We start from the raw sequence: 20,666 nt of genomic DNA, 5'->3' as shown, positions 1-20,666 counted from the left end.
GGGTGGCGCTTCCTTCCGCCGGTCGCGGCTGCCATTCGTTTATCTGTCAGTCTGTTCCGGCGCGGAGGTCTTGCATGAAGAATCCGACCTTGAAGATCAGGACGCTGACGGCACTGACCATCGCCGTCAGCCTGCTCGTGATCTGGGTGGGCGCGCTCTATGAAATCGACCGCAGCCGGACCAGCTACCTGCAGGAGGCCGAGTCGCTGACCCGGCTGCAGGCGCAAGCCTTCGCCGAGAACTCGCTGGCGAAGATCAAGCGTCTCGACGAGGTTCTGGTCGACCTGCGCGCCTACTGGACGGGTAATGCCGAAGCTTTTTCGCTCCTGGTGAAACGCCGACAGCAATACATGGCCGACGTCACTTTCCAGGTGGCGGTGATCGACGAGGAGGGCTACCTCGCCTATTCGAATCTCGCGCCGGCGAGCAAGCGCACTTTCCTCGGCGAGCGCGAGCATTTCAGGATCCATCTCGGCAGCGGCAAGGACCACCTGTTCATCAGCAAACCGGTGAAAGGCAAGGTTTCGGGAAAGTGGTCGCTCCAGTTCACGCGGCCGATCATCGTCAATGGGCATTTCAAGGGCGTCCTTGTCCTGTCTGTCAGTCCGGATTCTTTCCAGGGCTTCAGCGACAAGGCCTTTGTCGAGGCTAACGGCAGCAGCACGATGGTCAGGGACAGCGGCGAAGTGATGGCACGCCAGCCGCTCAGCGCCGGCGCCATCGGCACCACGCTGGCCGAAGCCCCCTACCTCGCGCCGGCTGCGCCGATCAGCGGCAATTTCACCCGGGTTTCCCAGATCGACGGCGTTGAGCGTGTCTATGGCTACTTCCGCCTCCCCGAGTACGAGCTCAACTTTTCCATCGGCCGCTCGCTGGCTGGTGTACTGGCGCCCTTCGCCCAGCACCAGCGTGCCGTTCTCGGAACCGCGGCCACGGTGAGCGCGCTGTTCATTACGCTGGTTGTGCTGCTGTTTCGCGCCTTGGCCGCACGCATCGAAATTGAAAAGCGCTACAGCGAAAGCCAGGCGATGTTCCGTTCGGCGATTGACACGATCGGCGAGGCTTTCGTCATTTACGATCAGCACGACCGCCTGGCGTACTGCAACAAGGAGTATCGCGAGCGTTATCAGAAATCGGCCGATCTGCTGGTTCCCGGACGTTCCTTCGAGGAGATTATCCGCATCGGCGCCGAACGCGGTCAGTATGATGCGGCCGTTGGGCGTATCGATGAGTGGGTTGCCGAACGGCTCGAACACCACCGCAGTGGCGCGAGCGACCTGATACAGGAACTCGGCGACGGTCGCTGGCTGCGAATCCGCGAACGGGTGACACCGGAAGGCCACCGCGTCGGCTTCCGTTTCGACATCACCGAACTGGTCTTGGCAAAAAAGGCGGCTGAAGCCGGCAGCCTTGCCAAGAGCCAGTTTCTGGCCAAGATGAGCCACGAGATCCGCACGCCGATGAACGCGATCATCGGACTTTCGCATCTGACACTGCAAACGGATCTTGACCCGACGCAGCGCGACTATCTGGAAAAGATCCACCTCGCGGCTGGCGCCTTGCTCGGCGTCATCAATGACATTCTCGATTTTTCGAAGATTGAAGCCGGCAAGCTGACGGTCGAGCACATCCCCTTCGGGCTGGAAGCCGTGATCAGCAATCTTGATGCGCTGTTTTCGCTGAAGGTCCGTGAGAAGGGACTGCACTTCATCCTCGTGCTTGATCCTGACGTACCGATGGAGCTGGTCGGCGATCCGCTGCGCCTCAACCAGGTTCTCGCCAACCTGATCAGCAACAGCATCAAATTCACTTCCTCGGGAACGATTGCCTTGAGCATCACGGTGCTGCAAGCCAGCGATCGGCAGGTGCGACTGCGCATGGCCGTCACCGATACCGGCATCGGCCTTGACGCAGAGGATATCGACGGGCTGTTCAAACCCTTTGGTCAGCTGGATTCGACGGTGACACGAAAGTACGGCGGCACCGGACTTGGCCTGAGCATCTGCCAGCAACTGGTCAATATGATGGGTGGCAGCATCGTCGTCGACAGCAGGGGCAGGGGTTACGGGACGCGGTTTCAGGTCGATATCGGCTTTGATCGTGCGCCGCTTGATCAGGAAAATCCGACGTTCAGACGTAGCGGGCAGAATGGCGCGGTGCTTGTCGTGGTTGAAAGCCTGTTTACCCGAACGCTGCTCGCGCATCTGCTGTCCGATCTCGGCTTCACGGCGCAGTTGCTGAAGAGCGGCGAACAGGGCCTTGCGGCAGCACAGGTCGCTGCCGCTGGCGACTTCCGTTTGCTGCTGCTTGACTGGAGCCTTCCCGCAATCGACGGCGTCGATGTGCTTGCGCTACTTCGTCGGCAGCCGCAGTTCCTCGCCGTTCCGGCGATTCTCGTCGGCAGCGTCGATCCGCCCACGATGGACGCGCTGGAAGAGAAAGGCGCGCGCATCTTCCTGACCAAGCCGGTCAGTCGCGCCGCGCTGCTCTCTGCCATTCAGGAAGTCCTCGGCGCTCCCGGCGGGCTTCGCCCGGCGGAGCGTTTGCCGCTGCCTGCCGCCGACGAATCCTTGCGCGGCAAGCGCGTCCTGCTGGTCGAGGACAACGAGGTCAATCAGCTGGTCGGCAAGGGGCTTCTGGCAAAGATCGGCGTCGAGGTGCGCATCGCCGACAACGGCGAGCAGGCGCTGGCCTTGCTCGATGAAGAGCGCTTCGACGCCGTGCTCATGGATATACAGATGCCGGTCATGGACGGCATCGCAGCGACGCGTGCCATCCGCGCGCAGCCACGTTTCGCGACCTTGCCGATCATTGCCATGACGGCGAACGTCTTCGATGAAGAACGCGAGAACTGCATGGACGCCGGCATGAACGATCTGGTGAGCAAGCCGGTTGCACCGAAACTGCTCTACGCTGCCTTGCACCGTTATCTGCGGGATGTGGTGCCCGCAGCCGAAAGCGTCAGCCCGGCCGAAAGCGTACCCGAGGCGGTGCCGGCAAATGCGCCAGCGGGCGCACTCGACGTCGGCGCCGGCCTGTACTTCGTCGATGGCAACCGCGACGTCTATCTGAAAATGCTGCAGCGCTTTGCCGAAAAATTCTCCAATGCTGCCGAGGATATTCGCTGTGCGCTGGCGGCTGACGCGGGCGACGACGCCCGGCGGCTGGCGCATTCGCTCAGCGGTAGCGCCGGTTCGATTGGCGCCGCAGCGCTGCAGGGTCTGGCACGCGAGATCGAAAGCGAATTGAAGGTGGAAGCCCCCGGCAGTGTCGATGGGCTGCTCGGGAGTCTTGAGGCGGAGATGGCGGCGGTGCTGCAGGCGATCAAGCGGGAGCTCGCCTGAACGAGCCCGTACTCGCCGGCCAGCGGCCCGAGGCGCCTGCTGGTGATGCCGGGAATTGTTGCGTGACGACTTTTATGGAGGCCTGTTTTTCTCATGAAAAAATCAATCCTGATCATTGATGACGACGATCTGACGGCGATCCAGCTCGAAGGCGTCCTCGGCGCGTCCTTTACCATCACGCATGCCACCAATGGCGAGGAGGGGATCGCCCTGGCGGGCAAGTCCGCTTTCGATCTGCTCCTGCTCGACGTCGAAATGCCGCTTCTCAGCGGCTACGAGGTCTGTCGTCAGCTGAAATCGAAAGCGGCAACGAGCGCGCTGCCGGTGATTTTCATTTCGGCGCACACGGAAACGGAGGACCGTCTTGCCGGCTACGATGCCGGCGGCGATGACTACCTGACCAAGCCGCTGGTTCCGGCCGACTTGCGCAGCAAGGTCGCCGTGGTCCTGCGCAATCAGGAGAAGAACGCCGAACTGGCGGCGCAGGTGCAGGTTTCTTCAAATGCGGCGGTCGTCGCGATGACAACGGCCAACGACGCCGAGCGGATCGTCAGGTTCCTGCGCGAGATCGTCGGCTTTACCGGGTTCGGTTCGATCATCGACGCGACGCTGGCGCTGCTCACCGAGTACGGGCTGGACGCCAGTATCCAGTTGCGTGCGACCAATGGCACCTTGTCGCGTAACCGCAACGGCTTCTGCTCGCCATTGGAAGAGTCGGTGCTGACACGCATGGCCGGTGCTGAGCGCATCGTTGATTTCGGTCGGCGCTCGGCATTCAATTTTGCGCACGTTTCGATTGTCGTCAGCAACATGCCGCGCAGCGACGAGGAACATATCCGCATCAAGGACAACGTCGTCATGATCGCCGAAGCGGTCGACATCCACATGAGTTCGCTGGAACTGATGCTCGAGGCGATCAGCCGCGGCGATACCCTGCTCGGACTGCTGCATCAGAACTCGACCATGCTGCGCGAAGTCGAGAAGCGGCTGGGCGAACAGCGACAGAAAGGCGTCGTCATCCTCGACCAACTGGTGCGCGATATCGAAAAGTCCTTCTACACCATGGGTCTGACTGAAGAGCAGGAGTTGCACCTGCAGAGCCTGGCGCGCAATGCCATCGCCGAGCTTTATGGCGAAGCGGTGGAAACCGACGCGATCATGAAGTCGCTCGGCGAGGGGCTTGACGCGGCCCTGCAGCAGGAACTGCGCGGCGCCGCCGATGCCTCGCTCGAGGAAAACCGGATCGAGCTGTTCTGAGTTTGTCCCTGAAGGTGCCTTGCCCTGTTTACCGGGTAGCGGCGACGATCTGCCGCTGCAACTTGCCGCTCAGAGGTAGCGCCGCTGCCAGAACCGGTTCAGGACGAAGGGTCGGGAACCGGCTTCGCTTGAGTTGGCCGTTCGGAAACGATCAGCCCACCGCCAGCAGCGACTGGATCGACAGCGAGGCTTGTTCTTCGCTCGGCAAATGGCTTTCCCTGCCGAGCATGAATTCCCTGATCTTTTCGGCGATCGTGTTCTCGACCGCAGTGCGCTGCTCGGGTGACATTGCCGCCAGATCGGCCTCGGTCAGCCCCATCTGCTTGAGAATCGCCTCGCGCATATGTTCGGCCGGCGTTTTGCGCAGATATTCCTCCAGCTGTTCAAGTGCCGTCTTTTTGCCGCTTGCCGCTACCGAAGTCTCGCCCTGTGCCGGCGTCGCTGCCGTTGTCTTGCTGGACTGACTTTCCTGGGCGGCAGCCAGCGCCGCCTGAAAGCCGGTACTGCCGGTACTGCCGGCGGTCGTTGCCGGCACCGCTGCTGGCAGGGATTCATGCGTGGCATGGACTCGCATGGAGTGCTCCTTCGCTGTTGTCGATGCGACCAGCAGAGCAATACGCGTACCAGTGCCCAGGCGGCCTGGCGGGCGAAAAAGCGCCGCCGCTGCGGCAGACTTTGCCGTTTCCCGCGACTTTGCCGGCAATTTGCAGCGGCATGTGGCGCCCGCCGCCGGGACGGCCTGCGCTGCGTCACGGCGTTCGGCAGCCAGTGGCGAGCTGATGGCCTGGCTGGCGCGACGCTTGCTACCCGTTCGTGGTAATTCTCGGGAATAGAGTCGACATCCGCGAAAAACGGTGTAGCTTGGCGCCTGTGCATATCACCCTGTACTAATCGATTGTTCATCGAGAGCGGGTTTTTTCGGCTAGGGGTGATGCAGCTGCGATCAAATTGCGGGGCCTGCCCATCCTCCGGTGCAGGCCCCGTTTGATGTTCCGCTCGTCTTCTTCACCAAGCCTTGGCGGCCTGCACAGGCGACTGCCCGGGTGGCCGATGTTGACGGCGAACGATGAGAAATTACTGCTGCCCTGAACAACAATGTCTGATCTGATCACTCCCCCGCCCGCTGCCTCGCTGGCCACCGCCCTGGATGTTGAATCGTTTGCCGGCAACACGTCCGGGCAAACCGACTTGCCGGTCGTCGGTATCGGCTGCTCGGCGGGCGGTCTCGAAGCGCTGGAAAAATTCCTGACGCATGTGCCGCCCGACAGTGGCTGGGCGATTGTCGTCATCCAGCACCTCTCGCCGGATCATGTAAGTGCCTTGCCCGGCTTGCTGCAGCGTCTGACGCCGATGCGCGTCTTCGAGGCGCTTGACGGTGCGCTGATCGAGCCGAACTGTGTCTACGTCATTCCGCCGGACAAGGATCTCTCGCTGTTGCACGGAAAGCTGCGCCTGCTCGAGCAGATGTCGGTGAACGGCCTGCGTCTGCCGATCGACTTCTTTTTGCGTTCGCTCGCCAATGACCGCAAGGAAAAGGCCATTGGCGTCATCCTCTCCGGCATGGGCTCGGACGGCGCCTTCGGACTGCGCGCGATCAAGGAAAAAGGCGGTCTGACGCTGACGCAGGAACCCGCCAGCGCGCAAGCCGACAGCATGCCGCGCTCGGCGATCGATGCCGGTGTTGCCGATATCGTCGCCCTTCCCGAGTCCTTGCCGGCGCGCATTGCCGACTACTTGCAGCATCCGGTGCACGATGGCGGGAGCCCGCGCGGTCCGCGTCCCGATATCGTCAGCGGACTCGACAAGATCGTGATCCTGCTGCGCGACCGCAGCGGCAACGATTTTTCCCTGTACAAGAGCAATACCCTGAGCCGGCGCGTTGAACGGCGCATGGCAGTCAACCAGATCGCCAGCATTGACGCCTATGCGCGTTACCTGCGCAGCAACCCGCAGGAACTCGACCTGCTGTTCCGGGAGCTGCTGATCGGCGTCACCAGCTTCTTCCGCGACCCCGAGGTCTGGGAGTACTTGCGCACGCAAGCCATTCCCTACCTGTTTGCCCAGCATCCGGCCGGCAAGACGCTGCGCGCCTGGGTCAGCCCGTGTTCCACCGGCGAAGAGGCTTACTCGCTGGCGATGGTCTTCCAGGAGGCGCTGGCAGAGAGCAAACCCGAGGCAAGCTTCAAGCTGCAGATCTACGCCACCGACCTCGATGGCGAAGCGATTGGCCTGGCACGCCGCGGACATTATCCGGACAACATCTGCGCCGATGTCTCGGCGGAGCGCCTTGCCCGCCATTTCGTCGCCGACGATGCCGGCGGTTTCCGCATCAGCAAGAGCATCCGCGACATGGTGGTGTTCGCGCCGCAGAACATCATCGCCGACCCGCCATTCACCAAGCTCGATCTGCTCTGCTGCCGGAATCTGCTGATCTATTTCGGTGCGCAGTTGCAGGAAAGGCTGCTGCCGCTGTTCTACTACGCGCTCAATCCCGGTGGCCTGCTGCTGCTCGGCAGTGCCGAGAGTGTCGGCAACTTCGCCAACCTGTTTGCCCCGGCCAACGCCAAGGCGCGTGTCTTCCGGCGGCAGGAGCAGACGCTGCTGGTGGCTAATCTGGATTTTCCGCGCCGGGCGCCGGTCGAGGGAGACGCGCCCGGCAAGAAGCTGCCGCCCGATCGACAGGAAAATCTGGGTCAGCTGGCCGACCAGTTCATCCAGCAGAACTGGGCGCCGGCGGCGGTGCTGGTCAACGAGGACGGCGACATCGTCTACATCAGCGGGCGCACCGGCAAATATCTTGAGCCCGCCGCCGGCAAGACCAATATCAACATCTACGCCATGGCGCGCGAGGGCTTGCGTGAGGCGATCGCCGGTGTCGTCCTCAAGGCGCTGCGCGTTGGTCAGCCGATTCATCTCAACAAGCTGCGCATCAGCAGCGAGGGCGGCATCCAGATCGTCGACGTGATCGTCCAGGCCGTCGAAAAGCCGGAGGCGCTGCGCGGCCGGGTGCTCATCGTATTCAAGGACGTTCCGGCGCAGCCGGGCCAGCGCAAAGGGCGCGGCAAGGCGGCGCGCGACGACGGCTCCTGTGCCGAGCTGATGCTGGAACTGCAGCAGACGCGCGAGGCCTTGCAGGTTACGCACGAGGAGATGCAGACCACGGTCGAGGAACTGAAGTCCAGCAACGAGGAATTGCAGTCGACCAACGAGGAGCTGCAGTCGACCAACGAGGAGCTGACCACCTCGAAGGAGGAGCTGCAGTCGCTCAACGAGGAACTGCAGACGGTAAATGCCGAGTTGCAGGCCAAGGTGGACGACCTGACCTGGGTGCGCAACGACATGAGCAACCTGCTCAACAGCACCGAAATCGCAACCGTATTTCTCAACAACGAGATGAAGCTGCGCCGCTTCACCACGCACGCCACCAGGCTGTTCAAGCTGATCCCCGGCGATGTCGGCCGGCCGCTGTCGCACGTCGTCACCGATCTCGACTACCCGCAGCTGAAGGACGACGCCAACGAGGTGTTGCGTACCCTGGTGTTCCAGGAAAAGCCGGTGGTTACGCACGACGGCCGCTGGTTTCGCGTGCGCATCATGCCTTATCGAACGCAGGACAATGTAATCGACGGTGTGGTAATTACCTTTACCGACATCACCGAAATCAAACAACTGGAGGCTGAACTCCGCACCCGCGGGGATTAGCCGGGGACCTGTCCCGGAAGGCGATCATGGGTGAGCGCAAGACGGCTGCAGACGATTTGCGCCGGCGTGCCGAAAAACACCTGGCAGCGCAGGGTGGCGGCGAGTCGGGCAGTGAAATGAGCATTCAGCGCCTGCTGCACGAGCTGCAGGTCCATCAGATCGAACTTGAATCGCAGAACGAGCAGTTGCGCGAGTCGCAGGTGGCGCTTGAACTCGCGCGCGCGCGTTATTTCGATCTCTACGATCTGGCGCCGGTCGGCTATTGCACCGTCGACCAGCGCGGCGTCATCGAGGAGGGCAACCTGACGCTTGCCACCTTGCTCGGTTTTGCGCGCGGCGCGCTGATCATGCAGCGCTTTCAGCACTTCGTCGTACGCGACAGCCTCACTGCGTTCACGCTCTGCAGCAATCGTCTGTTCGAGAGCGGCGAGGCACAGTTGCTTGAACTGCGCATGGTCCGGGGCGATGGCACGCAGTTCTGGGGGCAACTGAGCATGACGGCGGCACCGGACGCCAGTGGCAAGCTGCATCTGCGCATTGCCCTCAACGATGTTTCCGAGCGCCGGCGCGCTGAAGATGCCCTGCGCGAGCAGAAGGAATTCTCGCATCTGATCGCCGAGAACATTGCCGACTTCATCGCCATCCTCGATCTCGAAGGCAGACGTCTATACAACAGTCCGTCTTACGCGAAGTTTGTCGGTAACCCACGGGCGCTGATCGGCAGCGATTCCTTTGCCGACGTGCATCCGGAAGACCGCGAGCGCGTCCGGCAGGCATTCCGGGAAACGGTAGCCAGCGGTATCGGTCAGTCGCTCGAATATCGTTTTGTGATGGCCGACGGCAGCTTTCGTTCGCTCGAATCGCGCGGCAGCGTCATCCGCGACAGCGACGGTCGTATCGCGCGCGTGCTCGTCGTTTCGCACGACATCACCGAGCGCCAGCGGCTGGAGGCCGAGATACGCCAGTTGGCCTTCCAGGACCCGCTGACCAAACTGCCGAACCGGCGCCTGCTCCAGGATCGTCTCACCCAGACCATGGCCGCCAGCAAGCGCAGCGGTTGTTATTCGGCGCTGATGTTCCTGGACCTCGACAACTTCAAGCAGCTGAACGACACCGGCGGCCACGAACTGGGCGATGCGCTGCTGATCGAGGCTGCCGCCCGGCTCAGCGCTTGCGTGCGCGAAACGGATACCGTGGCGCGCTTCGGCGGCGACGAGTTTCTGGTGATGATCAGCGAACTGGCGGAGGACAGGGACGAATCGGACCTGCAAGCCGGTCTCGTCGCCGAAAAAATACGTAGCGCGCTGGCCGAGCCCTATACGCTCACTTTCAGGCGCGCGGACGGCGCCGAGATCAGGATCGAGCATCGATGCACGGCGAGCATCGGCGTCGCCCTGTTCATCAATCATGAGTTGAGCGAAAGCCAGATCCTCAAGCGGGCCGACAGCGCGATGTACGACGCCAAATCCTCCGGACGCAATTCATTCCGCTTCTATCAGGAAAGGGTTTGAGCGGACAGGTGGCTGTGCCGCTACCTGAAGGCGCCCGCAAGCAGCCGCGCTCCGTCTGCGCGCGCCGGCAGCCAGCCTTGAAAAGCCATCGGGCAAGCGCGCGAGTGATGAGCGCGGAATAAAAACATGTCTGTAATCGGCGGCAACGGGTTTGCCCACGGGCTATTTCTTGCGCCGGATAGAAAAAGCCGGAAATCCATAATCAATTGATTATCATGGATATTCCGGCTTTTGAATTGCGTGGCGGAGAGAGGGTCCGCTAACCTGTAGTCTCATAGCATCTCGCGTCAATTCTCTAAGGCCTTGCAGCACAAGGGATAAAGACTTTGCCTTGTCTCTCGTCGTATCAAAATGCCTTGCAAAAGCGCATGCCGTCTTGTAGGCTGATTTGGTGGCTATTCCTTGTAGGCCGGGAAGACGAGGTGTGCGATGGCGGTAACCAACAAGCTGACGGATCGAAAGGCGGCGAGCCTCAATGCGCCAGGCAGGTTTGGCGACGGTGCAGGTCTCTGGCTTCAGGTTCGGTCACCGTCTGCCAAGTCGTGGGTGTTCCGGTTCATGCTCAACGGCAAGGCGCGATGGCTGGGGCTTGGGCCGTATCCCGACGTGACGCTTGCCGAGGCGCGCGAGCTCGCCGCTGAATGTCGGCGCAAACTCCGTGCTGGTATCGATCCGCTCGACGAGAAGCAAGCTGCAAAGCGCACGGCGCTGGCGCAGGCCGTCAAGGCTCTGACGTTCGACGAGTGCGCGACCTCCTACATCGAAGCGCAGCGCGCCGGCTGGAAGAACGCCAAGCACGCGGCGCAATGGCAATCGACGCTCGACACCTACGCCTCGCCGATCATCGGCAAACTCGCTGTGGGCGACGTCGATACCGCCTGTGTCATGCGCGTTCTTGAACCGATCTGGACGAGCAAGACGGAAACCGCCAGCCGGCTGCGCGGGCGGATCGAGGCCGTTCTCGCCTGGGCGACCGTCCGCGGCTATCGCTCTGGCGACAACCCGGCAACATGGCGCAACCACCTGGACAAACTGCTGCCCGCTCGCTCGAAAGTGCAGAAAGTGGAACATCACGCGGCGCTGCCGTGGCGGGAGGTCGGTGAGTTCATGGTCGCGCTTCGCAAGGAAGCCGGCATTGCTGCCCGCGCGCTGGAGTTGGCGATTCTCTGCGCCGCCCGATCGGGCGAAGTGCGCGGGGCAACCCATGAGGAATTCGACCTGAAAGCGAAGACGTGGATCATTCCCGCTGAACGCATGAAGGCCGGCAAGGAGCATCACATTCCGCTCAGTGACGCGGCCATCGCCGTCATCAAGGCGATGCCGAAAATCGAGGGCGGTGCAATCGTGTTTCCCGGCGTGAAGGGCAAGCCTCTCAGCGATGCCAGTCTTGGAGCGGTGCTCAAGCGCATGAAGCGCGCCGACCTGACGGCACATGGTTTTCGCTCGACCTTCCGCGATTGGGCGGGCGAATCGACCGCCTACCCGCGCGAAGTGATCGAGCATGCCCTCGCGCACCAACTCAAGGACAAGGCCGAAGCGGCGTATGCGCGCGGCACGTCGTTCGACAAGCGGCGCCGTCTGATGGCTGACTGGGCGAAGTTCTGCGGTACTGGTGCCACAACTGGCGCCACAGTGACACCGATCAAGGCCAGAGCAAGGAGCGGAAAATGACAGAGCTATCGAGAGCTGAAGTCGTTGCCATTGCCGCCGAGGCTGTCCGCCTCTACGCAGCCACAGAAACCCTGGTGGCCGAAACGCTCGGCGAAAATCAGCGCGCCGCGCGACAGTCGCTTACCACTCCCGAAATCCTCGACGTCCGGCAAGTGGCCGAGATCCTGCGCTGCGACGCCGACACGGCGGCGAAAAGACTGAACAACGGGGACTTGCCAGGGCTGAAGTTCAGCCATAGCTGGATCATCCCGGCCAGCGTGTTCTACGAGCGCTTGGCCGAGATGGCAAAGGAAGAAGCGGCGAAGCGGCGTCAGATCACGCTTGAGGAAGCCGAGGCACGCCGGCGCTTATCGACGGCGACCACCCTGCCGCCGCCGGTTGCAGCCGATGTCGCTCCCAAACGTCGGGGGCGACAACGATTCAGGCCGCCGGGCTTTTGAGGCATACGCACCGCGCCGCCAAAGCGGTCGACCGCGGGCGGGCGCGTCGTCGAATGAATAGCAACACCGTCGCCTGACGGACTCAGGCAAAGCGGGCCGACCCGGTGTTGCGAGCATCGAGTGCGGTGCTCGCACGAGAAAGGGCGCGGCAGTAACGCCGATCAAGGCGCCAAAGCAACGGGCGACGGCTGAATGACAGGAGATTGCGCAATGGATACGAACGGGCTTGACGACACCGACGACCTCCCCTCGATGCCGCCGCCAATGGTGGCCCCGAGCATGCTGCAGGTCACGACGCTGCGGCTTGAGCATGTGGCCAAGATTCTGCAGTGCGACCGGGAAACCGCCTGTCGGCGGCTGGCCGGCGGCGACCTTCCTGGCTTGAAGTTCGGGCGCAGCTGGATCGTGCCAGCGGCAGCGTTCTACCAGCGCATCAACGAACTGGCGATCGAACAGGCGGCAGAGCGGAAGGTAGCAGGCCGACCGGCGCCGATGCTCGGTTCGGCAAGTGATCCGCCGCCGCGGCGCCGGGGCCGGGAGCGTTTCAGGCCGACGGGCTTTTGAGGCATACGCGCTGCGCCGCCAAAGCGGTTGACCCCGGGCGGGCGCATCGGCGCATTAAGAGCAGCACCGCAGCCAGTCGGATACTGGCGGAGACGGGGTCGGATGCTGTAGCAGCAGCACCCGCCCCTACCACGCAGCAACCTTGATAGGAGATTGCAACATGGATTCAACGAAGTTTAACGGCACAAACCCGGTTTGTAACGGCATCGTAACGGCCGAGCGCCGGCGGCCGGTACTGCCTTTTATCGGCAACTTCCACTCACCCGAATCTTCGAGCGTTTCGTACTGGGATGTCCCGTCTTCGGGATCGTTCGACAGCGCGCACGCGGCTGGTCGGGCAATGGCCTTGCTGCTGCTCCGTCAGTGCTGCACAGGGGCATACCGTGGGAGCGTTTCGGCAAGCATGGCCCCCGCGGCAATGATCCACTCGTGGAGCGAGCGCTTGGCACGGGAAACGCCAGAGAGCCCGGAGCACGTCAGTTTGATGCGGCAGATGCACGGTTTCGCGGAGGTCATGACATCCTTCGCGCTCGTCGGAGCCGCAGTGTTCGGCCAGTGCCTCGATGCATTGAGCGAGGATGAGCTTGTAGCCGGCATGTACGCCGACCTTGCCATGGCTGACTGCAAGGTACTGCAGTAGCAGGCAGTGACGATGCCGGCCCCAACCCGGCACCCGGGGCGGGCAAGAGCAGCGGTCAAAGCGACCGGCGCTCCTTCCCGCTCCGGCCCCTGCGCATGAGCGAGCGCGGCAGACGCGCGCAATCGGTTCGACCCAGGGAAGCGGCGGCATGAACGCCGGCTTTGCCACGCGCGATAACAGCGAAGTGCAGTAGAGTTGATCCGCCCGCCGCCACCCTGGGGCGGGCGCTATATTCAACGACCATACGAAGGGCCGCAGGAATGACGAGCGAACTGATGACACTCCTACGGCTCCAAGATGCAGTTCGCCAGGACGTCGAGAAACAAGCAAAACGAAAGAAGCGCCTCAAATCGTCGTCGTTGAGAGCGAGCGTCGCGTCAAAAGAATCAGTTGTCCCCGGTATGCAACGCGAGACGGAGAAGTGGATTGAATCGCTTGCAACTTCTGCCGCCCTCCTGTTGGTGGATGAGTTGCCGGCCCTTCTTGCCGCCGATGGCGGCTACGGCCTCAATCCTGAAGGGGCCGCCGAAAGGCGCGCTGCCAGAATTATTGAAGTCGTGGCACGTTTTTCTTCGCGCGTTGCAGCGGATGCGCATAGGACGTTTTGGTTCAAATCGAAGCTACCCTCGCTACTTGCCGCGCAAGCCCGCAAGAGAGCGGGAGGGAAGGCCGCCAGCGTGCCGAGGGCTAGCAGGACTCCCCTGTACCGAAAAAAAATAGAAAGCATGTACGCCGGTGGCGCTTCGCCCTCGAAGGAAGAGGTCGTAGCGCAATTGGAAGCCGATGGGACCATAGAGGCCTCCGATGACGGCGAATGGCTCGCAAAAAAAAGTGATGATGGCCTGTGCAATGTGCCGCTGAAACGCACGACCCTAGAACAAGCGATATCGACGATCAAAAAAAAGTCGGAGAAGTTTTGACGTAGCTCGCTAGCGCAAAATTGCGGTTCCGCCGCAACGAGAACATGTAGCCATCAACGCGCCGATATGGGCAATCCCGCCCGGGCGCACCCCCATACAGGAGGGAAGATGGCTACCACCGCAGGAAACAATCGTCCGCTCGCACGCGCAGACCTGCCGGCAGTACTGCCGACCACGGAAGCAGCGCCGGTAATCAACCGCTCACCGCAAACCTTGCGCAAGTGGGCGTGCACACGGACAGGGCCGATCCGCCCCGTCCGAATCAACGGTCGCCTAGCATGGCGTGTCGCCGACCTGCTGGCGCTGCTCAACGGCGAGGTGTCGTCATGAGCGCCGCCAGCGAAGCAGTCCAATGGGTGCCGGCGAAATCTTTCAGGCCGAAAACAGCGGCTGAAATCCTGGGCGTCGGCGTCTCGACGCTTTGGCGATGGGCGAAGGAGCGCGCCGACTTCCCGAAACCCCGCCGCTTGTCGAGTCGCTGCACGATTTTCGATGGGGCTGAACTGCTGGCCTGGCGTGACGCGCAGGTGGCGCAATGAGCGCCCAGGTCACCTTTGAAGCCCGGCAGGCGCCTGCCGATAGTGCGTACCCGCGTTGCAGCAGCGTCAAGGGGCGGGTGCTTGCCGCCTTGCTCCGCGGCGAATCCATCACGCACCTCGACTGCTGGCGGCGCTTCAGTTCCAGTCGCCTGTCGCACCACATCTACATGCTGCGCGCCGTTGGTTGGCCGATCGATTGTACGGAAGAGCCGGTGCCGACCAGCGACGGCCGCACCGCCATCATCGGGCGCTACTCGTTGCCGCAGAGCGCCATCGGCGAGGCCGGCGAGGGCGGGCAACGGTACGCAGGGCTGCTGTTGTGATCGACCGAACGGAAGCCGCCCGCCGGGGCGGCAAATCCAAAGCCAGCAAACTGCAGCACCCGTTCTGCTTTATTGAGCATCGGGTGATCGACAGTCCTGCCTTCGCCGATCTGACCTTCTCGGCACGCTCGCTACTGTTCCATCTCGCCCGGCAATACGACGGAACGAATAACGGGCACATGCAGGCGGCATTCTCGTACCTCAGCCGCTATGGGTTCGACAGCGACCGCACGATAACCCGCGGCATCGCCGAGCTTGTCAGCCACGGCTTCGTCTTCAGAACTCGCTGCGGCGGATTCCACGCCGGCCCCTCGCGCTACGCTTTGACGTGGCTTCCGATCAAGAACCGCTCGGGGATATTTGCGGAAGGATTTCAGCAGTGCGCTTGGCGCGACTGGACCCCTACGAAAAGCGAAAAACCCCCGTCAAAAATGCGGACACGCAGCCGCAAAAATGGCGGATTACCCGACCTCACAGCCGCACAAAAGACGGCTACACCGCCCGCCAAATCTGCGGATATTGAATATCTACCATGTACCACAGACGAGCAACGCAGGAAGAACCGGCGGCGCGCCCCGCCGACGCCTCTTCTCGCGATCCGCCTCAAGACCACTACGGATCGTGGTCATCTTCGCCTTGCAGCGTGAAAGGAACCGCCATGAATTTGCAATTCTTCGACCTCGCCGCCGAGGAACTTGACGATGGACGTATTCGGCTGACGCAGCGCGATGCCGATGATGAATACTCGATCGATCTGCATCCAGAGCAGATCCGATTCCTCGCGCGCCGGCTGTTTGGGCGAGCGGCCGAGGAAGCTGCCGCCGTCGCCGATGTCGAGCGGCGCATCGGCCTGTTGCAGGCGAGGTTTGAGAGCATCCTCGCCAACCCCGACTTCCGCGGTGACTTGCTCACGCGCTGCGCCAATGGCCCCCTGTGGCTGGCGCGGCTCGACGCGATAGACGACCTCGCCCGTGCGTTCGCCGGCCGGCTGGAAGCGCAATGCTTAGGGGGCGACGAAACCCCGTCCGCTGGTAGCCAAGGCGGCGCCGCCCAAAGCGGCAGCGGTGGGTGGGACATCGTGCTGCCCGCCTTGACGCCCGCCACGACTGCACAGCCCGCGCTGGCGCTCTGACGGCGGCCGGCGACAACAGACAGGAAGGAAAAGCGAAATGCACAACAGCGAGTTTGAAGGGCGCGCGGCAGCGGCGAACACCCTGGCTGCGATTCTTTCGGCCCACTCATCTAGTGGCGAGGGGCTCGTCACCGGCCCAGGCACCGCGACCTCCGACGATGTTTCAGCCGAAGCACGACCCGGCATCTTCGTCCTGAACGCCGAAACAGTCCGCGTACTCGGAGCCGACCGCCTCAGCGCACTGGTTGAAAAGGTTCGCGCCTTGCGCACGCCGGTATGGTTGTCGGCCGGCGAGTACGTGCTGGCGCCGGATGTTGTCGCCGCGCTCGGCGCGGGCGTCCTGCACTCCTGGAACCGGGCGGGCCTCGACTTGCGCGAAGGGGGGGCCGACCCGCAGGCCATCGAGGCGCAAATGCTCGAGGCGCTGGCGTGCACCGAGCAAAGGGTAGCCAATTGGCAGCCCGAGGTGGTACGGCTGGCGCTGGGCGGGAACCTTGGCATTGCCTTGGGGGCCGGCGTGCAGGAGTTCAAGGCGCAGCAGCAGCTTGCCCGCCAAAACGAGCAGTTCGACATGGACAAGCAGCAGTTCGGCTGGCAAGCGCAGGACCGCCAGCGCGAGACCGACAAGCTCGACCACGTCAAAAAGTTCTGGCACGACGTTGGCCCGGTCTTCGGCGCCGACCTCAAGACGCAAGCCGAGTATCTGCGCCGCAAGTACGCTGCCAACGACAAGGTTGCCGGCTACGACGACGGCCACGACGTCGAGGTCGAGCACCTGCCCGATGGGAACGTCGCCTACACGCAGAAGCTCGCTGACGGCAAGGGCGGTTTCACCTACGGCGAGAAGACGATTGCCACGCCGCAACAAGTCGCTTCCGAGTTGCTGCGTTACGCACACGTCGGCCTTGCCGCCATTGATCCGAAGTACGGCGACAACTTCCTCGCTCACCTGCAGAAGATGCAGAGCGAAGACCGCGCCGCCGCGCTCAAGGAGCGCGAGCTGAAGATCCAAGCTGATCACTACCAGCGCTCCGACGACACCACGGCCAAGCACTACGCCGCCTGGGCCGACATCATGAGCGACAAGGCGGTAGCCGGGCGGGCGGGCGCGGCCGGCGGCAAGGCAACGACGGGAACCGGCATGCCTGCCGAGATTGCCGCGGTCTACAACCACTACGGCTACAAAGACCCGACCGACTTCACGAGCGACATCCGCAAGCGCGTCGCCGCCGACAACGCGAACGCGGGCATGGGCGGCGTCGACATCCAGGCGCTGGCCACGAAGACGCAGCAGAACACCGCAGCGCTGATGCAAGGGCAGATCGGGGCGGGCCATACCGTCGAAGAGCTTTACCCTGTGGCGCTGCGCATGGCGCAGGCCGAGTTGGGTGTGCAGCAGCTCGGACCGGATGGCAAACCGGTTCAGGACAAGAGCGGAGCCTACCTTCCCTACCCGGAACTGGCGAAGAACGGGCAGTGGTACACCTACGTCCGTGACGGACAGGGCAATCAGTTGGTGCTGGGCGCGCGCCCGGTCGATCCGACGCGCTTCGGCCTGGCGCCGGAGAAAGTGGCGAGCATCGAAGTGTCGAATCCGGCGATCCGCGGCGCGGTCAAGGAAGCCTTCGACCTGTCGGCCAAGGGCGACGAATCCGGAATTGCCGAGATGTCGCGCCGGATTGGCGAGCGGAAGACGGTTTCCCTGCTTAACGCGTACCAGCGCAGCCTGCAGAAGCCGGCCGCGCCCACGACCGCACCGGCCACCATCCCCGCGCTGCGCCCGGCCACGTCCAGTGCTGCGCAACCCGCCACACCCATCGAGGGCCACGTCCTGCGCAGTGTATCGGCAGGGAAGGATGGTCCAGAGTTCTCGGTAATTGATCCGGCGACCGGGCAAATCAAGAAGGTGACGCTCAACTCAGGAGGCCGCGGCCGCGGCCTCGGGCTGAATAGGGAGGCAATTCAGCGCTGGACGCAGCAGCAGTAACGCGCGCAGCACCGCCCCGGCAACTGTCCAGCGAGGATGGTTGCCGGAGCTTTTTTCGCCTTGTCGAGCGTCAGCGGGTGCATCGGGTGCCGAGAGCGTCGCGTTCATCTTGCAGGAATTCCCGCCGGCCAAAGCCGCCTCAGCGGCGTACCGGGAAGCATCCCGGCCAAGCACAGATAGGACCGGGCAGACTAGAGCGCTCGCCGGCTGCCCGGTGGCGCCGCTCGACCAGAGCGCCGGCCGCCGTCGCTGGCGACCGTCTGCCCTGCGGTGCACCGGTAGCGCTTCACTTGGGCGGGCCGGACTTGATCCGGTCGAGGGCTCGTTGCTGATGCTGGGCGCCATGAGGGGGCTGCTTTGGGGCGGGAGCGAACCCGCGCCTACCGTTGCCGGACAACAGCCCCTATACGCTGGCACTCCTGAAACAAGTTCCGGTCAGGGTGCCCCCATCGCTCAGGGCCAAAGCAGTGAAAACACTGTAGCGCCGGGAAATGCCGCTGGCAATGCCGCCCAGTTTGCCGAGGAAGGCGCAACCAGTCTCGCTGACCGCGACGAGCGCAGCGACGCATCGCTCGAGTCGGTCAAGCAGGGGCTGATCGGCGTCGGGGAGGGCGTCAGAGAAGCGGTGCGCGGCGCGCGATGATGTCGCGCAGGCCGCCGCGCGGCAGCCAGATGAAGCCGCACAACCAGAACAGCGCCGCCGAGGCCGGGAAGTTGGCGGCGCGCATCGTCTCGTGCTCCATGGCGGTGTGCCAGAGCGTGTAGGAGCCGTCGACGGCCAGCCAGCACATCACCATCACGCCGGCGACCACCTTCCAGCGCCGGTAGAAGACGGCGCGCGCGCACCACGGCGCAGCCAGATAGGTAATGCCGGCCATGAGCATGCTGACGCCGACATCCCAGTCGGCGAAACGGTAGCTCAGCGCACCGTGGATCAGCCAGGCCTCGCCGCCGGTAAGCGTGACCAGCTTCCACGGCTGCAGCAGATCCGCCCGAGTCGCCGGCCAGTCTGCCCGCAAGTCGCGGACGAACACCATCAGACCGTAGAGGATGAAGCTGACGGCGAAGGTTGCGCCGATCAGGGCGGGGAAGCCGAATTCGTCGCTCATGCTGCTGGCACTCCCTCTGGCGAACGGGCGGGGGCACGGCCGAGAACTCGCTGCGGCTGTGGTGCTGACTCAGCGCTTCCGCAGGAATTCCGGAATGTCGCTGACGTCGACGCTGCGCCGGGCGTCTTCCGGCATGCTGACGCGAACCTGGAAGAACTCGCCGTTGGCATCGACGCCCCAACGGCAGACGCTACGGCCCTGCGCATCCCCACCAACTTCAGGAGCGCGCCGCGCCTCTTCATTGCCCCGACCTTTGCCGACCTGCCCCCGACGATGCAGCAGGACGCCCGCAATCAGGACGCTGACGAGCGCAACCACTGCGATTTCAAGCATCGGCAATCCCCCAAAGATAGTGCCAACATCATAACGATGCCTGCCGGTTACGGCTATGCCAGGAGGCTCGCGCCGAGGTGACGCCAAGAATCGAACCAGAATCGAACCGGAATCGAACCGGCGGTTCGATTAGGTTTTGTGCCTATCGCGTAGATTGCAAAGCAACGAGGCGGAAGGTTATGCAAGCCCTTTTGATAGGCGCTTGTGCCTATTCCGCGATGTCGCAGAATCGATCGGCAGGGCGGGCAAGCGACTGTCTTTCCCGGAAGCACAGCTTCGTCGCGCGACAGCATCGCCGGGACGCTGTCGGACGTCCGCGTTCCCGGCCCTTCGACTTTGGCGGTGCCGCGGGAATAGTTGGCGGCTTTGGCAGTCTCAGCGTTCCGGCGCGCAATAGTTCCGAGTAGCAAGCTTCCGGGGGCGGGCTGTTCCTGCTGTGGTTTGGGCTGCGGCGCCGCCTGTGCCGATTGCGCGCTGCCAGTGCCTGAAACGACGTACTGCTTCGAGATGCGCGCAATCAGCTCATCAGCCGTCTCGCCGACATTGCCGGTGCCGCCGGCCAGCAGCAAAGCGCCAGCGGACCAGTCGCGCCCGGCCGGTTTCTGGTCGGTGAAGCTAAAAGGGTCCGGCGTCGGCGGCGTAACGCCCGGCGCCTGCTGGGCAACGCTGGCCGCCGGCAGTGTCGCCGCGGAAGGCTGGTCTGCCTGCAGACGTTCTGCCATGTTGTCGCGCAGCGAGGAAAGCACCTCGATCCGGCGGCCAAGGTCGGACGCTTCGGCAGCGGTTCCAGGCGTCGCGCCGAAGCGGCTCGGCTTGTAGGCCGCATTGGTCGGGTTCGCCAGGAAATAGCGATCGGCATTAGACAGGTCTTGCGTCGCGCCGGCCATCGCAATGCTTTGGTCGAGCGATTGCAGCGTCGGCGCCCGCGGCGCCATCCTGGCGCCTTGCCGGAAGACCGGCTTCTTGAATCCAGATACCAGTGGAGAGTCAGTGATGGCCATGTCGCACCTCCTTGAATAGTCTCAATGAGGCTACGACAACCCCTCGTAAGTGCCGCCGCGTTGGTGCCAGTGTGCTCTGCTGACTGGTTGCGCCCCTCTCGACGTCCCCCCGTTTTCAGTAGCAGCGAGCTTTAGAGTCCGAGGCTAATGTAGCCGATTTCCGGATGAGTGATTCGGCATAGGCGGCAGGCGT

General features: G+C 63.2%; 19 protein-coding genes. 15 read left to right on the top strand and 4 right to left on the bottom strand.

Going from position 1 to position 20,666, the window contains the following annotated elements; translation table 11 throughout:
• The first annotated feature begins 74 nt into the window (after positions 1–74).
• Both GGD90_RS17050 and GGD90_RS17045 read left to right on the top strand, forming a co-directional pair.
• The gene (locus tag GGD90_RS17050) at positions 75–3,344 is read left to right on the top strand and encodes a response regulator (RefSeq protein ID WP_153116268.1); all 3,270 of its coding nucleotides are present in this window, start codon (positions 75–77) and stop codon (positions 3,342–3,344) included.
• A 93-nt stretch (positions 3,345–3,437) separates the two neighbouring features.
• The gene (locus tag GGD90_RS17045) at positions 3,438–4,601 is read left to right on the top strand and encodes a response regulator (protein ID WP_153116267.1); all 1,164 of its coding nucleotides are present in this window, start codon (positions 3,438–3,440) and stop codon (positions 4,599–4,601) included.
• 151 nt (positions 4,602–4,752) lie between these two features.
• Here the strand turns inward: GGD90_RS17045 and GGD90_RS17040 are convergent, their stop codons facing one another.
• On the bottom strand, positions 4,753–5,175 hold the full coding sequence (locus GGD90_RS17040; RefSeq protein ID WP_153116266.1) for a hypothetical protein: 423 nt from the start codon (positions 5,173–5,175) through the stop codon (positions 4,753–4,755).
• Between the two features lie 521 nt (positions 5,176–5,696).
• Here GGD90_RS17040 and GGD90_RS17035 point away from each other — a divergent pair.
• From GGD90_RS17035 to GGD90_RS16975, 13 genes are all read left to right on the top strand, one after another.
• Positions 5,697–8,303, top strand: coding sequence for a chemotaxis protein CheB (locus GGD90_RS17035; RefSeq protein ID WP_153116265.1), 2,607 nt, complete (start codon positions 5,697–5,699; stop codon positions 8,301–8,303).
• Between the two features lie 26 nt (positions 8,304–8,329).
• Positions 8,330–9,814, top strand: coding sequence for a diguanylate cyclase domain-containing protein (locus GGD90_RS17030; RefSeq protein WP_153116264.1), 1,485 nt, complete (start codon positions 8,330–8,332; stop codon positions 9,812–9,814).
• Between the two features lie 429 nt (positions 9,815–10,243).
• Positions 10,244–11,485, top strand: a complete 1,242-nt coding sequence (locus GGD90_RS17025) for a tyrosine-type recombinase/integrase (RefSeq protein ID WP_153116263.1) — start codon at positions 10,244–10,246, stop codon at positions 11,483–11,485.
• Positions 11,486–11,559: 74 nt separating this feature from the next.
• On the top strand, positions 11,560–11,925 hold the full coding sequence (locus GGD90_RS17020; protein ID WP_221227818.1) for a helix-turn-helix domain-containing protein: 366 nt from the start codon (positions 11,560–11,562) through the stop codon (positions 11,923–11,925).
• A gap of 210 nt (positions 11,926–12,135) precedes the next feature.
• Positions 12,136–12,489: a MerR family transcriptional regulator gene (locus GGD90_RS17015; protein WP_153116261.1), complete on the top strand. Its 354-nt coding sequence runs from the start codon at positions 12,136–12,138 to the stop codon at positions 12,487–12,489.
• A 160-nt stretch (positions 12,490–12,649) separates the two neighbouring features.
• Positions 12,650–13,129, top strand: coding sequence for a hypothetical protein (locus tag GGD90_RS17010; RefSeq protein ID WP_153116260.1), 480 nt, complete (start codon positions 12,650–12,652; stop codon positions 13,127–13,129).
• Positions 13,130–13,389: 260 nt separating this feature from the next.
• Positions 13,390–14,049: a hypothetical protein gene (locus GGD90_RS17005; protein ID WP_153116259.1), complete on the top strand. Its 660-nt coding sequence runs from the start codon at positions 13,390–13,392 to the stop codon at positions 14,047–14,049.
• Positions 14,050–14,157: 108 nt separating this feature from the next.
• Positions 14,158–14,379 (top strand): MerR family transcriptional regulator, encoded by a 222-nt coding sequence (locus tag GGD90_RS17000; protein ID WP_153116258.1) that lies wholly within the window; start codon positions 14,158–14,160, stop codon positions 14,377–14,379.
• Complete coding sequence (locus GGD90_RS16995; protein ID WP_153116257.1) at positions 14,376–14,588, top strand: helix-turn-helix transcriptional regulator; 213 nt, start codon at positions 14,376–14,378, stop codon at positions 14,586–14,588. Before GGD90_RS17000 ends, GGD90_RS16995 begins: the two co-directional genes overlap by 4 nt.
• Positions 14,585–14,911, top strand: coding sequence for a helix-turn-helix domain-containing protein (locus tag GGD90_RS16990; RefSeq protein ID WP_153116256.1), 327 nt, complete (start codon positions 14,585–14,587; stop codon positions 14,909–14,911). Before GGD90_RS16995 ends, GGD90_RS16990 begins: the two co-directional genes overlap by 4 nt.
• The gene (locus GGD90_RS16985; RefSeq protein WP_153116255.1) at positions 14,908–15,558 is read left to right on the top strand and encodes a hypothetical protein; all 651 of its coding nucleotides are present in this window, start codon (positions 14,908–14,910) and stop codon (positions 15,556–15,558) included. Before GGD90_RS16990 ends, GGD90_RS16985 begins: the two co-directional genes overlap by 4 nt.
• 17 nt (positions 15,559–15,575) lie before the next feature.
• Positions 15,576–16,043 (top strand): hypothetical protein, encoded by a 468-nt coding sequence (locus GGD90_RS16980; protein ID WP_153116254.1) that lies wholly within the window; start codon positions 15,576–15,578, stop codon positions 16,041–16,043.
• Between the two features lie 37 nt (positions 16,044–16,080).
• Entirely contained in the window at positions 16,081–18,030 is a 1,950-nt protein-coding gene (locus GGD90_RS16975) for a hypothetical protein (protein WP_153116253.1), read from the top strand.
• A gap of 614 nt (positions 18,031–18,644) precedes the next feature.
• Here GGD90_RS16975 and GGD90_RS16970 read toward each other — a convergent pair.
• The 3 genes from GGD90_RS16970 to GGD90_RS16960 all read right to left on the bottom strand — a co-directional run bounded on the left by GGD90_RS16970 (position 18,645) and on the right by GGD90_RS16960 (position 20,473).
• On the bottom strand, positions 18,645–19,139 hold the full coding sequence (locus GGD90_RS16970; RefSeq protein ID WP_153116252.1) for a hypothetical protein: 495 nt from the start codon (positions 19,137–19,139) through the stop codon (positions 18,645–18,647).
• Between the two features lie 69 nt (positions 19,140–19,208).
• On the bottom strand, positions 19,209–19,472 hold the full coding sequence (locus GGD90_RS16965) for a hypothetical protein (protein WP_153116251.1): 264 nt from the start codon (positions 19,470–19,472) through the stop codon (positions 19,209–19,211).
• 53 nt (positions 19,473–19,525) lie between these two features.
• Positions 19,526–20,473 carry a hypothetical protein gene (locus tag GGD90_RS16960; RefSeq protein ID WP_153116250.1) on the bottom strand — a complete coding sequence of 316 codons (948 nt, stop codon included), beginning with the start codon at positions 20,471–20,473 and terminating at the stop codon, positions 19,526–19,528.
• Positions 20,474–20,666 lie beyond the last annotated feature (193 nt).

Source organism: Rhodocyclus tenuis, from assembly GCF_014197755.1.
GTDB lineage: Bacteria > Pseudomonadota > Gammaproteobacteria > Burkholderiales > Rhodocyclaceae > Rhodocyclus > Rhodocyclus tenuis.
The sequence above is the reverse complement of the archived record's forward strand: the minus strand, read 5'-3'. Positions and strand labels throughout refer to the sequence as shown.